14 protein-coding genes are annotated in these 13,291 nt (G+C 71.9%); 11 read left to right on the plus strand and 3 right to left on the minus strand.

Annotated elements, in window-relative coordinates; all coding sequences use genetic code 11:
• Positions 1-40: 40 nt before the first annotated feature.
• The 3 genes from ACLJOU_RS18850 to ACLJOU_RS18860 all read left to right on the plus strand — a co-directional run bounded on the left by ACLJOU_RS18850 (position 41) and on the right by ACLJOU_RS18860 (position 3,096).
• The gene (locus ACLJOU_RS18850) at positions 41-1,540 is read left to right on the plus strand and encodes a leucyl aminopeptidase (RefSeq protein WP_410568941.1); all 1,500 of its coding nucleotides are present in this window, start codon (positions 41-43) and stop codon (positions 1,538-1,540) included.
• A 121-nt stretch (positions 1,541-1,661) separates the two neighbouring features.
• Positions 1,662-2,627 (plus strand): SMI1/KNR4 family protein, encoded by a 966-nt coding sequence (locus ACLJOU_RS18855; RefSeq protein ID WP_410568942.1) that lies wholly within the window; start codon positions 1,662-1,664, stop codon positions 2,625-2,627.
• A gap of 10 nt (positions 2,628-2,637) precedes the next feature.
• Positions 2,638-3,096, plus strand: coding sequence for a GNAT family N-acetyltransferase (locus ACLJOU_RS18860; protein WP_410568943.1), 459 nt, complete (start codon positions 2,638-2,640; stop codon positions 3,094-3,096).
• Here the strand turns inward: ACLJOU_RS18860 and ACLJOU_RS18865 are convergent.
• Positions 3,093-3,437: an oxidoreductase gene (locus tag ACLJOU_RS18865; protein WP_410568944.1), complete on the minus strand. Its 345-nt coding sequence runs from the start codon at positions 3,435-3,437 to the stop codon at positions 3,093-3,095. The two genes, ACLJOU_RS18860 and ACLJOU_RS18865, sit on opposite strands and share 4 nt — an antisense overlap.
• Positions 3,438-3,620: 183 nt before the next feature.
• On the opposite strand from ACLJOU_RS18865, the gene lpdA reads away from it, so the two are divergent.
• From lpdA to lipB, 5 genes are all read left to right on the plus strand, one after another.
• Positions 3,621-4,994, plus strand: a complete 1,374-nt coding sequence (gene lpdA, locus ACLJOU_RS18870) for a dihydrolipoyl dehydrogenase (RefSeq protein ID WP_410568945.1) — start codon at positions 3,621-3,623, stop codon at positions 4,992-4,994.
• Positions 4,995-5,049: 55 nt separating this feature from the next.
• Positions 5,050-6,879: a 2-oxoglutarate dehydrogenase, E2 component, dihydrolipoamide succinyltransferase gene (gene sucB / locus ACLJOU_RS18875; RefSeq protein ID WP_410568946.1), complete on the plus strand. Its 1,830-nt coding sequence runs from the start codon at positions 5,050-5,052 to the stop codon at positions 6,877-6,879.
• A 98-nt stretch (positions 6,880-6,977) separates the two neighbouring features.
• The gene (locus tag ACLJOU_RS18880; protein ID WP_410568947.1) at positions 6,978-7,850 is read left to right on the plus strand and encodes a TIGR01777 family oxidoreductase; all 873 of its coding nucleotides are present in this window, start codon (positions 6,978-6,980) and stop codon (positions 7,848-7,850) included.
• Positions 7,847-8,470, plus strand: coding sequence for a phosphatase PAP2 family protein (locus tag ACLJOU_RS18885; protein ID WP_410568948.1), 624 nt, complete (start codon positions 7,847-7,849; stop codon positions 8,468-8,470). Before ACLJOU_RS18880 ends, ACLJOU_RS18885 begins: the two co-directional genes overlap by 4 nt.
• A complete protein-coding gene (gene lipB / locus ACLJOU_RS18890; protein WP_410568949.1) occupies positions 8,467-9,210 on the plus strand; it encodes a lipoyl(octanoyl) transferase LipB in 744 nt (247 codons plus the stop codon). The genes ACLJOU_RS18885 and lipB overlap by 4 nt, the downstream gene beginning before the upstream one ends.
• 177 nt (positions 9,211-9,387) lie before the next feature.
• Here the strand turns inward: lipB and ACLJOU_RS18895 are convergent, their stop codons facing one another.
• Together ACLJOU_RS18895 and ACLJOU_RS18900 are read right to left on the minus strand one after the other, a co-directional pair.
• On the minus strand, positions 9,388-10,323 hold the full coding sequence (locus ACLJOU_RS18895) for an LLM class F420-dependent oxidoreductase (RefSeq protein WP_410568950.1): 936 nt from the start codon (positions 10,321-10,323) through the stop codon (positions 9,388-9,390).
• A gap of 4 nt (positions 10,324-10,327) precedes the next feature.
• Positions 10,328-10,939, minus strand: coding sequence for a TetR/AcrR family transcriptional regulator (locus tag ACLJOU_RS18900; protein ID WP_410568951.1), 612 nt, complete (start codon positions 10,937-10,939; stop codon positions 10,328-10,330).
• A gap of 130 nt (positions 10,940-11,069) precedes the next feature.
• On the opposite strand from ACLJOU_RS18900, the gene ACLJOU_RS18905 reads away from it, so the two are divergent.
• The 3 genes from ACLJOU_RS18905 to ACLJOU_RS18915 form a co-directional block, all read left to right on the plus strand.
• Entirely contained in the window at positions 11,070-11,591 is a 522-nt protein-coding gene (locus tag ACLJOU_RS18905) for a hypothetical protein (protein WP_410568952.1), read from the plus strand.
• 18 nt (positions 11,592-11,609) lie between these two features.
• A complete protein-coding gene (locus ACLJOU_RS18910) occupies positions 11,610-12,560 on the plus strand; it encodes an oxidoreductase (protein WP_410568953.1) in 951 nt (316 codons plus the stop codon).
• 25 nt (positions 12,561-12,585) lie between these two features.
• Positions 12,586-13,291: lipoyl synthase (locus tag ACLJOU_RS18915; RefSeq protein ID WP_410568954.1), on the plus strand; the 706-nt coding region annotated here is incomplete at its 3' end.

Here is a 13,291-nt window from a genome sequence, read left to right on the forward strand (position 1 = left end):
CGGTGCCCGGTACCACCGAGAAACGCGCGAGGAGCCAGAAGTGACCGTGCCTAAGCTCGCCCTGTCCGACAACACCGGGGAGGCACTGGCCAAGACGCGCGCCGACGTGGTCGTCGTCGGCACCCTGCAGGGCGAGGACGGTCCGCTGCTCGCGCCCGGCGCCGCCGCCGTGGACGCCGCCTTCGACGGCAGGCTCGCCGGCCTGCTGGCCACCCTCGGCGCCAGCGGCAAGGCCGAAGAGGTCGTCAAGGTCCCGACGCTGGGCAAGCTGCCGGCCGGTGTCGTCCTGGCCGTCGGCCTGGGCAAGGCGGGCGACGCCGTCACCCCCGAGCAGGTCCGCCGCGCCGCGGGCGCCGCCGGCCGGGCGCTGGCCGGCACCGACCGCGCGCTCGTGACGCTGTCCGAGCTCGACCTGCAGGCCGCCGTCGAGGGCACGATCCTCGGCTCCTACGTCTTCACCGCCTACCGCTCGGAGAAGGGCGACGCCCCGCTGGCGAAGGCCGACTTCGCGAGCCCGGCCGGTGGCACCGCCCGCGAGCACAAGGCGACGCTGAAGGCGGCCGGCACCATCGCCGAAGCCGTCATCGTCGCCCGCGACCTGATCAACACCCCGCCGAACGACCTCTACCCGGCCTCCTTCGCCGACCGCGCGAGGAAGCTGGCCGAGGACAACGGCCTCGAGTTCGAGGTCCTCGACGAGAAGGCGCTCAAGCGCAAGGGCTTCGGCGGCATCCTCGGTGTCGGCGGCGGCTCGTCGCGGCCCCCGCGCCTGCTGCGCGTCGGCTACAAGCCGGCCAAGCCGGGCAAGAAGGTCGCGCTGGTCGGCAAGGGCATCACGTTCGACTCCGGCGGCATCTCGCTCAAGCCCGCCGCGAACATGGACCACATGACCTCGGACATGTCCGGCGCGGCCGGCGTGCTCGCGGCCGTGGTGCTGGCGGCGAAGCTGAAGTACCCGCTGGAGGTCGTCGCGCACATCCCGCTGGCGGAGAACCTGCCGTCGGGGACGTCCTACCGGCCCGGTGACGTGCTGACCATGTACGGCGGCAAGACCGTCGAGGTCCTCAACACCGACGCCGAGGGCCGCCTGGTCCTGGTCGACGCCATGGTGCGCGCGGCCGAGGAGAACCCGGACTACCTGATCGAGACCTCGACGCTGACCGGCGCCCAGGTCGTCGCGCTCGGCAACCGCACGGCCGGCGTGATGGGGTCGGAGGACTTCCGCGACCGCGTCGCGGCGATCATGCAGGCCACCGGCGAAAACGGCTGGGCGATGCCGCTGCCGGAGGAACTGCGCGCCGACCTCGACTCGCGCCTGGCCGACCTGGCCAACGTGACCGGCCACCGCTGGGGCGGCATGCTCGCGGCCGGGATCTTCCTGCGCGAGTTCGTCGCCGACGGCCTCGACTGGGTCCACATCGACATCGCGGGCCCGTCGTTCAACACCGGTTCGCCGTGGGGCTACACCGGCAAGGGCGGCACCGGTGTCCCGGTCCGCTCGATCGCCGCGGTGCTGGCGGACATCGCCGCCAACGGCTGAGCCCCTCCCGCCCTTCCAAGCGCCTTAAGGCGGCCTTCGGTGCGTCAGACGCACCCAAGGCGGCCTTCGGTGCGTGTGACGCAACGAAGGCCACATTGGGGCGCTTGGCTAGGGTCGGGGTGTGGACGCGGGCGAGTACCTCGAAGCGGCGGTCAGGGACGTCCTGACCGCCGCTTCGTCCACTGTGGACGACCGGATCGGGTACGCGGCCCTGCTGCTCGCCGTCACCGGTGCCCTCGACGAAGCCGATCGGCTGGTCACGCAGTGGCAGGCCCGGACGGAACGCCCGGTGGCCGCGCTCGCCGCCGACCCCGTGCGGGCCCGGGCCTGGGCGATGCTGTTCGAAGCCCGGGGCACGCGCCCGGACTGGGCCGAGGGCTTGCCGCCGCTGGACCTCGACGCCGAAGAGCGCGCGCACACGACGTCGTTGCGGCGGCCGGTCTCCGATCTCGAAGGCGTCCTCCCGCCGGGCGCGATCGCCGAGGTGGTCAAGCACGTCGCACCGGCCCGGCCGGACCGGGTCCGGGCCGCGCTCGCCGACGGCGACCTCGAGCTGTGGGCTCGGTCGGCCGGGCCGCACCCCGACGTCGCCACCTTGGCGGCCACCCGGGCCCTGGCCCCGGCGCTGGTCGCGGGCGCCGATCCGCTCAGCCTGCGCGACCGGGCGCCGGCGTGCGCGGGCGCGCTGATCGCGGCCCTGCACGAGCGGTACCCGCCCGACCCGGGCACCTGGCCGGAGCTGATCGCCGGGATCCTGCGCCTGCGCGGCGGGGCGACGGCCCCGCCCCCGGCGTCGGAAGCGGCGATCCGCTCGGCGGAACTGCGCCTCGGCGCCGAGCTGCCGCCCGACCACCGCGAGTTCCTGCTGACCTGCGACGGCCTGCCCGCGGACGTCGTGTTCCCGCGCCTGCTCGGCACGGCGGACCTGCGGGCCGAGGACGGCGTGGTGGTCCTTTCGGAACCGGCGGTGCTGCTGCTTTCGGCGGGGCACGTGGTCGAGGTGGACCCGGTGCTGGGCACGACGGTGCACTCGTCCTTCCGGGCGGCGCTGGCCCGGCACGCCGCGCTGCTCGCCCAGTCCGGCTAGGTTGGACCCGGTGACCGCCCTCACCGTGGAGAAGATCACCCCCGAGAACGTCGCCGCCGCGTGTCAGCTGGCCGTCCAGCCGCACCAGAAGAAGTTCGTCGCCCCCGTGGCGGTCTCGCTCGCCGAGGCCTACACCCAGCCGGACATCGCCTGGCCGCGGGTGGTCGCCGACGACGGCGAACCGGTCGCCTTCGTAATGGCCCGCTTCGACCCGGCGGCCGAGCTCGACTTCTTCCGCTGCGGGATCTGGCGGCTCAACGTCGGCGCCTGCGTGCAGGGCCGCGGCTACGGCCGGTTCGCCGTCGAAACCGTCCTCGACGAGGCCCGGCGGCGAGGCGAAAAGGTCGCGACGGTGCTGTGGCTCCCGGGCGACGACGGCCCGGAACGGTTCTACCTGAAGCTGGGCTTCCGGCCCACCGGCCAGAGCCACCACGGCGAGGTGGTCGGCCGGCTCGCGCTCGAGGGCTAGACCTGCCCGCGCTTCTTCCGCTCGGTGTACTCGCGCATCCGCTTCGGGTAACCCACGCGCGCGACCTCGTACACCGGGATCGACCGGCGGTGCCCGAACTGCTGCGCCGCCTCCAGGCTGCCGATCCGCCGCCGCGTCCACTCACCGTCGTGGGCGATCAACACCACAGTGGTCTCCGTGACGTTGGTCTTCGGCTCCACGAAGGCCTCGACACCCCTTCGGGTGGCGGCCCACTCGTCGAGGTGGCGGGTGTCCTCGGTGCTGGCTTTCCGCAGCGTACCGGCCCGTCGCCCACCCTTGGCCCGCCTGCGCAGCGAGTCGAAGAGCCCCACCTCGACCACCTCTCCCTCCGAGACCTACGCCACTCATTATCCCGATGTCCGCGTGTGGTCGGCGTCGCACACCCGGCTAGCTCGCAGCCCCGTCCGGCGTAGTGACAAGATGGCGGTGTCGCGCGCGCGGTTATACCGGGCGCGGGCGCGACGACCGAGCATCACCCCACTGCTTGCCGAGGAGTTAATGAAGTGACCGACACCTCCGCCGACCTCGTGATCCTGGGAGGCGGATCGGGCGGCTACGCCGCGGCGTTCCGCGCGGCCGAGCTGGGCCTTTCCGTCACGCTGATCGAGAAGGACAAGCTGGGCGGGACGTGCCTCCACCGGGGCTGCATCCCGACCAAGGCCCTGCTGCACGCCGCCGAGGTCGCCGACGAGACCCGCGACGCCGAAGCGGTCGGCGTCAAGGCCGCCTTCGAGGGCATCGACATCGCCGGGGTCAACAAGTACAAGGACGGCATCGTCGCCCGCCTGTACAAGGGCCTGCAGGGCCTGGCCAAGGCGCACAAGGTGAACCTCGTCGAGGGCGCCGGCACGTTCGTCGGCGGCACGACCGTCGAGGTGGACGGCACCCGCTACACCGGCAAGAACGTCATCCTCGCCACCGGCTCGTACTCGCGCACGCTGCCCGGCCTGGAGCTCGGCGGCCGCATCATCGCCAGCGAGCAGGCCCTGTCCCTCGACTACGTCCCCAAGAAGGTCGTCGTCCTGGGCGGCGGTGTCATCGGCGTCGAGTTCGCCAGCGTCTGGGCCTCCTTCGGCGTGGACGTCACCATCGTCGAGGCGCTGCCGCGGCTGGTCCCGAACGAGGACGAGTTCGCGTCGAAGCAGCTCGAGCGCGCCTTCCGCCGCCGCAAGATCGCCTTCAAGACCGGCGTGAAGTTCACCGGCGCGAAGCAGGACGACAACGGCGTGAGCGTTTCGCTGGAATCCGGCGAGACCATCGAGGCCGACCTGCTGCTGGTCGCCGTCGGCCGCGGGCCCAACTCGGCGGGCCACGGCTACGAGGAGGCCGGCGTCAAGATCGAGCGCGGCTTCGTCATCACGGACGAGCGGCTGCGCACGAACCTGCCGAACGTCTACGCCGTCGGCGACATCGTCCCGGGCCTGCAGCTCGCGCACCGCGGGTTCCAGCAGGGCATCTTCGTCGCCGAGGAGATCGCCGGGCAGAACCCGCGCGTGATCGACGAGAGCGGCATCCCGCGGGTCACCTACTCGCACCCGGAGGTCGCGTCGGTCGGGCTGACCGAGTCGCAGGCGAAGGACAAGTACGGCTCCGACGTCACGACGTTCACCTACGACCTGGGCGGCAACGGCAAGAGCCAGATCCTCAAGACCTCCGGCGGGGTCAAGCTGGTCAAGGCCCCGGACGGCCCGGTCGTCGGCGTCCACATGGTCGGCGACCGCGTCGGCGAGCTGATCGGCGAAGCGCAGCTGATCTACAGCTGGGAGGCGTTCCCCGAGGACGTCGCGCCGCTCATCCACGCGCACCCCACCCAGACCGAGGCCCTCGGTGAAGCGTTCCTCGCCCTCGCGGGGAAGCCGCTGCACGTGCACAGCTGACGTCCCACCAGCAGAATCCAGACCACGCAGAACTTGGAAGAGGAGTCAGCGAACGATGGCCTACTCCGTCACATTGCCGGAGCTCGGGGAGAGCGTCACCGAAGGCACCGTCACCCGGTGGCTTAAGCAGGAGGGCGACACCGTGGAGGTCGACGAGCCGTTGCTCGAGATCTCGACCGACAAGGTCGACACCGAGGTGCCCTCCCCCGTCGCGGGCACGGTCGTGAAGATCAGCGCCCAGGAGGACGAGACCGTCGAGGTCGGCGGCGAGCTCGCCGTCATCGACGACGGCACCGGCGGCGTTCCGGAGTCCTCCGGGTCCTCCGCCCCGGCGCAGGAAGAGGCCGCGTCCTCGGAGCCGGAGCCGGAGCAGCAGGAGGAGTCCGCGCCGCAGGCGGAGGAGTCCGCGGACAGCGCGCCGAGCAAGCCGGACACCGCGCCGGCGGCGGGTGGCGAAGGCACCGAGGTGAAGCTGCCCGAGCTGGGCGAGAGCGTCACCGAGGGCACCGTCACGCGCTGGCTGAAGGCGGTCGGCGACTCGGTCGAGGTCGACGAGCCGCTGCTCGAGATCTCCACCGACAAGGTCGACACCGAGGTGCCGTCGCCGGTCGCCGGCACGGTGCTGGAGATCCGCGCGGGCGAGGACGAGACCGTCGAGGTCGGCGGCGTCCTGGCCGTCATCGGGGACGCGAACGCGGCGCCGAAGGCCGAGTCGAAGGCGGAGTCGAAGCCCGAACCGAAGCCGGAGCCCAAGCCCGAGCCGAAGCCGGAACCCAAGCCGGAACCGAAGCCCGAGCCCAAGCCGGAGCCGGTCCAGGAGTCGAAGCCCGAGCCCAAGCCCGAACCGAAGCCGCAGGCCGCCCCGGCCTCGGCCGCCACGCCGTCGGCGCCGGCCGCCGCGGCGAAGGACGGTTCGGCGGACGGCCCGTACGTCACGCCGCTGGTCCGCAAGCTGGCGTCGGAGCACGGCATCGACCTCTCGACGCTGACCGGCAGCGGCGTCGGCGGCCGGATCCGCAAGCAGGACGTCCTGGCCGCGGCCGAGGAGAAGCAGAAGGCCGCGGCCGCCCCGGCGCCCGCCGCCGCCGCTCCCGCCGCCGCTTCGGCTCCCTCGGCGCCCGCCGCGCGTCCGGCGGCCACGGTGTCGCCGGAGCTCGCCGCGCTGCGCGGGACCGTGCAGAAGGCCAGCCGGATCCGGCAGATCACGGCCACCAAGACCCGCGAGTCGCTGCAGATCGCCGCGCAGCTCACGCAGGTCCAGGAGGTCGACGTCACGAAGATCGCGAAGCTGCGGCAGCGGGCGAAGGCGGGCTTCAAGGAGCGCGAGGGCGTCAACCTGACGTTCCTGCCGTTCTTCGCGAAGGCCACGGTCGAGGCGCTCAAGCAGCACCCGAACGTCAACGCGTCCTACAACGAGGACACGAAGGAGATCACCTACCACGGCGCCGTGCACCTGGGCATCGCGGTGGACACCGAGCGCGGCCTGCTCTCGGTCGTGATCCACGACGCCGGCGAGCTGAGCCTGGCCGGTCTCGCGCACCGGATCGCCGACCTGGCGGGCCGCGCGCGGGCGGGTCAGATCAAGCCGGACGAGCTGTCGGGCGGCACCTTCTCGATCACGAACATCGGCAGCGTCGGCGCGCTGTTCGACACGCCGATCATCGTGCAGCCGCAGTCGGGCATCCTCGGCACCGGCGCGGTCGTCAAGCGCCCGGTCGTGATCACCGACGCCGACGGCAACGACACGATCGCGATCCGGTCGATGGCGTACCTGCCGCTGACCTACGACCACCGCCTGGTGGACGGGGCCGACGCGGGCCGCTTCCTGACGACGATCAAGCAGCGCCTGGAAGAGGGCAACTTCGAGAGCGAACTCGGTCTCTGAGTCACTGCTGACGAAGGCCGCCACGGGATCCCCGTGGCGGCCTTCGCCGCATCCGCGCCGGACGTGCGGGCACGCAGCGGATGCGCAACGATCGAAGCATGCGAGTACTCATCGCCGGGGCGAGCGGCCTGATCGGGTCGGCGCTGGGCGAACGCCTGCGGCGCGAAGGCCACGAAATTCGTCGTCTCGTACGGCGTGAAGCGCGCGAAGGCGGCGAATTCCGGTGGGATCCGCCGTCGGGCACCATCGCGAGCGGCGCGTTCGAAGGCGTGGACGCCGTCGTGAACCTGGGTGGCAAGCGGCTGTTCCCCGGCCGGTGGAGCGCGATGCGCAAGCAGGAGCTCACCGACAGCCGGGTCGAGCCGACCGAGGTGCTCGCCGAAGCCGTCGCCGAACACGGGGTCGGCGTGCTCGTCAACGCGTCCGCCGTCGGCTACTACGGCCACACGCACGAGTCCACTGTGGACGAGTCGGCCCCGCGGGGCCGCGGTTTCCTCGCCGAGCTCTGCGAAGCCTGGGAAGCCGCGACGGCGCCGGCGGGCGACGCGCGGGTCGTGCACCTGCGCACCGGGCTCGTGCTCTCGGCGAAGGGCGGCCTCTACGCCACGCTGCGCCCGCTCTTCCGGCTGGGCCTGGGCGGCCGTCTCGGCGACGGCCGCCAGTACATGTCGTGGATCTCCCTCGAGGACGAGGTCGGCGCGATCGCCCACGTCCTGACGGCGGACGTGTCGGGTCCGGTGAACCTGACCGGCCCGGAACCGGTGACCAACGCCGAGTTCACCCGCGCGGCCGGCCGCGTCCTGCACCGCCCGGCGCCGTGGTGGGTGCCGGGCGTCGCGCTCAAGGCCGTGCTCGGACAGGCCGGCGAGGAGATGGCGTTGTTCGGGCAGCGGGCCGTCCCGGCCGTGCTGCAACGGTCCGGGTACGCGTTCCGCCACCCGACCCTCGACCAGGCGCTCGCCGCGGCATGACGGTCCCCGTCAAGCGCTGGCTCGTCGTCGGCATCGCGCTGGCGGCGGCGTTCGTCGCGCTGGGCCTCGGCGTCGCCCGGCACCCCCTGACGCTCGACTCGCAGGTGGCGAACGCCCTCCACGGCGTCTACTCGCAGCCGCTCGGGCGGGCGGCGCAGATCGGCAGCGACGTCCTCGGCCCGGTGCTCCCCTGGGTCCTCGGCGCGGCGCTGCTCGCGCTGGGGTTGCGGCAGCGGCAGCACACCGGGTTGTGCGTGCGGCTGGCCGTCGTCCTGTTGCTGTGCCGGCTGACGAGTGTGGTGGCCAAGCCGCTGTTCCTGCGGGAACGCCCGCGCGACTACCCGGACCTGAGCTACCCGAGCGGGCACGTGACGTCGGTGGCGAGCGTCGGGTTCGTGCTGGTGCTGCTCTGCGCGTGGCTGTGGCCGAGGCTGGTGAAGCGCGTCCTGCTGGCCTCCGCGGTGGCGGTCGTGGTGTGCGCCGCCTGCCGGGTGCTGCTGGGGGTGCACTGGGTGTCGGACACGATCGGCGCAGTGCTGGCGGTGACCGGTGTCGGGCTGCTCTCAGCGTGCGCCTTGCGGCTGCTTCCCCCGGGTGACGGGCGTAGCCTCGACGGGTGAGTTCTTCCCGCACTTCCTGCCGCGCCAGCACCGAGCCCGTCGACGTCCGGGAGCTCGGCACGATCGACTACACCGAAGCCTGGGAGCTCCAGCGGAGCGTCCTGACGGCCCGGGCGGACGGCACCGCACCGGACACGATGCTCCTGCTGCAGCACCCGTCGGTGTACACGGCGGGCAAGCGCACCGAGCCGGCCGACCGGCCCACGGACGGCACCCCGGTGATCGACGTCGACCGCGGCGGCAAGATCACCTGGCACGGCCCGGGCCAGCTGGTCGGCTACCCGATCGTGAAGCTCGGCGACCCGATCGACGTCGTCCACTACGTGCGGCGCCTGGAGGAGGCGCTGATCCACGTGTGCGACCAGCTCGGCGTGGCCAGTGGCCGGGTGGAGGGCCGCAGCGGGGTGTGGATCCCGGCCGACGACCGCGGGATCGAGCGCAAGATCGCGGCGATCGGCATCCGCGTCCAGCGCGGCGTCACGATGCACGGCTTCGAGCTGAACTGCAACGCGGACCTGGCGGCGTTCGACTCGATCGTCCCGTGCGGCATCCGCGACGCGGGCGTGACGTCCCTGTCGTACGAGCTCCAGCGCGACGTCACGGTGGAGGCGGTGCTCCCCCTGGCCCGCGACGCGGTACTGGCGGCACTGGAAGGCGAGCTCCCGGTGAGCGAGGACCGCTGGCTCCCCCGCCCGGCGGCGCCGGAAGCCCCCGGCGTGACTTTCGCCCTGCAGAACTGAAAGCGGCCGGCCTCCTGTGGACAACAGGAGGCCGGCCGGGCTTTCGCGGCCGGGAACTGTCGGTCCCTTCCGCTAGCGTGGAAAACGGGGGCTGCTCAGTACGGCTGCGGGCGCCGGGCCCGGCGTGGTCACCCACACCGGGCCCAGCGGCAAACCCAGCCGACAGTCACCCGCCGCTCAGTCCAGCTGCGGCGCGACCTCGGCGGCGATCAGGTCGATCTGGTCGAGGTCCGAAAGGTCCAGCAGCTGCAGGTAGACCCGCGTGATCCCGGTCTTCTCCCGCCACTGCCCGATCCGGTCGACGACCTCCCCCGGCGTCCCGGCCAGGCCGTTGGCCCGCAGCTCGTCGACGTCCCGGCCGATGACCGACGCGCGCCGCGCGACCTCCGCGTCCGAGCGCCCCACCCCGACGACCAGGGCCACCGAGCGCAGGATCTCCTTCGGGTCGCGGCCGATCTCCGTCGCCGCCGCTTCGACGCGGGCGAACTGGGCCGCTGCCGTCTCGGCGTCGGTGAACGGCAGGTTGAACTCGTCGGCGAACCGGGCGGCCAGCGCCGGGGTGCGCTTCTTGCCGCCGCCGCCGACGATCACCGGCGGGGCCGGCGACTGGGCCGGCTTCGGGAGCGCCGGCGACTCCGACAGCTTGTAGTACTGGCCGTCGAACGAGTACGTCGCGCCCATCGGCGTCTTCCACAGGCCCGTGATGATCTCGAGCTGCTCGGCGTAGCGGTCGAAGCGCTCCTTCAGCGGCGGGAGCGTCAGGCCGTACGCCTCGTGCTCGGCGTCGTACCAGCCGGAGCCGAGGCCGAATTCGACGCGGCCGCCGGACATCTGGTCCACCTGCGCCACCGAGATGGCCAGCGGTCCCGGGTGGCGGAACGTCGCCGCGGTGACGAGCGTGCCCAGCCGGATGCGGCTGGTCTCGCGGGCCAGGCCGGCGAGGGTGATCCAGGCGTCGGACGGGCCGGGCAGGCCGTCGGCCGAGCCCATCTTCAGGTAGTGGTCGCTGCGGAAGAAGGCGTCGTACCCGGCGGCTTCGGTCGCCTTGGCGACGCGCAGCAGGTCGTCGTAGCTGGCCCCCTGCTGGGGCTCGGTGAAGATCCTCAAGTCCACGACGTCAGCCTATAGAGACGTCGGGCTCCGTGCGCCTCAGCCGGACCAGCATGCGGACGATCACGTCCTCGATCTCGGCGCGGACCTTCTTCGGATCGGGCGAACTGGCGATTTCGGTCGCCGCGCTCGAGAGCGCGCCGAACAGCAGCCGCGCGGTGACCTCGACCGGCACCGGCTCCACCTCGCCCGCGTCGACCAGGGACTGCAGGCCCGAGCGGACCAGCCCGAAGCTGCACCGCTCCTCGGCTTCGCGCCAGCGCTCCCAGCCCATCACGACGGGTGCCTCGTGGATGGCGATCCGCTGGTAGGCGGGGTCGAGGCAGGCGCGGAAGAACGCGTTGAGCCCGGCGAGCGCCCGCTCCCACGGCGTGCCCTCCCCGGTCATGATCTTCTCCAGCCGGTCGAAGACGATGCTCTCCACCTGCTCGAACGCGGCTTCGAAGAGCGCCTGCTTGCCGCTGAAGTGGTGGTACAGGGCCCCTTTGGTCACCCGGGCGCGTTTGGCGATCTCGTCGAGCGAGGTCCCCGCGTATCCGCGTTTGGTGAACAGTTCGACCGCGCTGTCGACCAGCGCGGACCGCGTCGACTCGGAATAGTCGAGTCGTCTGGACCTCATTGTCGCCACCTTCACAACTTTACGCCCGGAACCGCTCTCCATACTCATGGTATGTTCGGCGCGTCAGGTCCGTACCGGGAGTATGCCGCAGACCCGCGGTATGACCCGGGCCACGGAAGGGGAGCCACAGATGAGCTGGACCGACTTCTACCGACGTCAGGAAATCCTCGAAGCGACCGTCCGCCTGGCCGCCCGCAACCCGGGTGAGCCACTGCCGCTGGCGGAGGTGCCCGGTGCCGAGGAGCACTTCGGCACCGAGGAGAACGTCCTGATCGCCCTGCAGTACCAGTGGACACGGACGCTGAGCGGCCGGCTGCGTTCCGAGGTCGCCGATCCGGACGACGCCGACGGCCTCGGCGACCACGTCGACGCCGTCACCCGCGCTTGGCGCGCCGCCGTCGAGGAGCACACCGACCTGCGTGCCGTCCTCGACGGCGCTTACGAGCGGCACGCGTCGCTGCGCCGGATGCACGAAGGCGAGCTGCGGATGCTCGCCGTCACGGCCGGGCTGGCCGACCCGCGCGAGCCGGCCGACGAGCTCGTCAAGGTGGGGCGCGCGTTCGAAGCGCTGCTGCACGCGAACCGCACGGAGACCACCCGCCGCCGTCCCGTCATGGGACATCTGCGGCGCCTGCTCGCGCCGAGTGCGTGAACAGGGTTTAGTACACGTATGACCCAGCGCTGGACCGAAGCCGACATCGCCGACCAGACCGGCCGGACCGTTCTGGTCACCGGGGCGAACTCCGGGCTGGGGCTGCGCACCGCCGAGGTGCTCGCGGGCAAGGGGGCCCGCGTGCTCCTCGCCTGCCGTTCCGCCGAGCGCGGCGCGAAGGCACTGGACCAGGTCCGCGCGGTGGCCGCGGGCGCCGAACCGGAGCTCGTCCCACTGGACCTGAGCGAGCTCGCCTCGGTGCGCGCGGCCGCCGCGTCGGCGCGCGAGCTGACCGGCGACTCGCTGGACGTCCTCGTCAACAACGCCGGCGTGATGGCGACCGCCCGTGGCCGCACGGCCGACGGCTTCGAGCTGCAGTTCGGCACGAACTACCTCGGCCACGCGGCGCTGACGTGGCTGCTGATGCCCGCGCTGCGCGGCGGCCACCACGCCCGCGTCGTCACGCTGTCGAGCCTCGCCGCCACCGGCGCCCGCATCCACTTCGACGACCCGAACTTCGAGCACCGCCGCTACAACCCGGCCGTCGCGTACGGCCAGTCGAAGCTCGCCGACCAGGTGTTCGCCCTGGAACTCGACCGGCGGCTGCGCGCCGCGGGCTCGGCCGTCGTCAGCGTGGCGGCCCACCCCGGGTACACCGCGACGGGGCTCGGCAGCGGCATGGCGCGGTCGTACACGAACCCGGTCGTCCGCTCGCTCATCGCCGGCGGCCACAAACTCGGCGAGACGCTGTTCGCCCAGAACACCCGGATCGGCACCCTTCCGCAGCTGTACGCGGCGACCGCGGACGACGTCGAAGGCGGCAGTTACATCGCCCCGCGCGGCCTCGGGAACCTGCGGGGTCACCCGGCGCGCGTGGCGCCGCTCGGTGCCGCGCGCAGCGAGTCGCTGGGGTCGGCGTTGTGGGAGCTCACGGCGGAGCTGACCGGCGTCACCCCGGATCCCGCTTAGCCCGGACGGGCGTACGGTTGAGGGCGTGAGTGCTGCGCCTGAAGGCCGGAAGTTGTTGCGTCTCGAGGTGCGTAACAGTGAGACGCCGATCGAGAAGAAGCCGTCGTGGATCAAGACGCGGGTGCGGATGGGTCCGGAGTTCACCGAGCTCAAGGGTCTGGTGCGTCGCGAGGGTTTGCACACGGTGTGTGAGGAGGCTGGTTGTCCCAACATTTATGAGTGCTGGGAAGACCGTGAGGCGACGTTCCTGATCGGTGGGGATCAGTGCACCCGGCGATGTGACTTCTGCCAGATCGATACTGGGAAGCCGGCAGAGCTGGACCGGACTGAACCGCGGAAGGTCGCGGAATCCGTGCAGGCCATGGGACTGCGGTATTCCACGGTCACTGGTGTCGCCCGGGATGACCTGGAAGACGGCGGTGCGTGGCTGTACGCCGAGACTGTGCGTCAGATTCATGCGTTGAATCCGGGGACGGGTGTGGAGTTGCTGATTCCGGATTTCAACGCGGATGCGGTGCAGTTGGCGGAGGTGTTCGGGTCGCGGCCGGAGGTGCTGGCGCACAACGTGGAGACGGTGCCGCGGATTTTCAAGCGGATCCGGCCTGGGTTCCGGTATGCGCGGTCGCTGGAGGTCATCACGAAGGCGCGTGAGGCGGGGTTGGTGACGAAGTCGAACCTGATCCTGGGTATGGGGGAGACTCCGGATGAGGTGGGTCCGGCGATGCGGGATC

This window comes from Amycolatopsis sp. cmx-4-61 (assembly GCF_046548775.1).
GTDB lineage: Bacteria > Actinomycetota > Actinomycetes > Mycobacteriales > Pseudonocardiaceae > Amycolatopsis.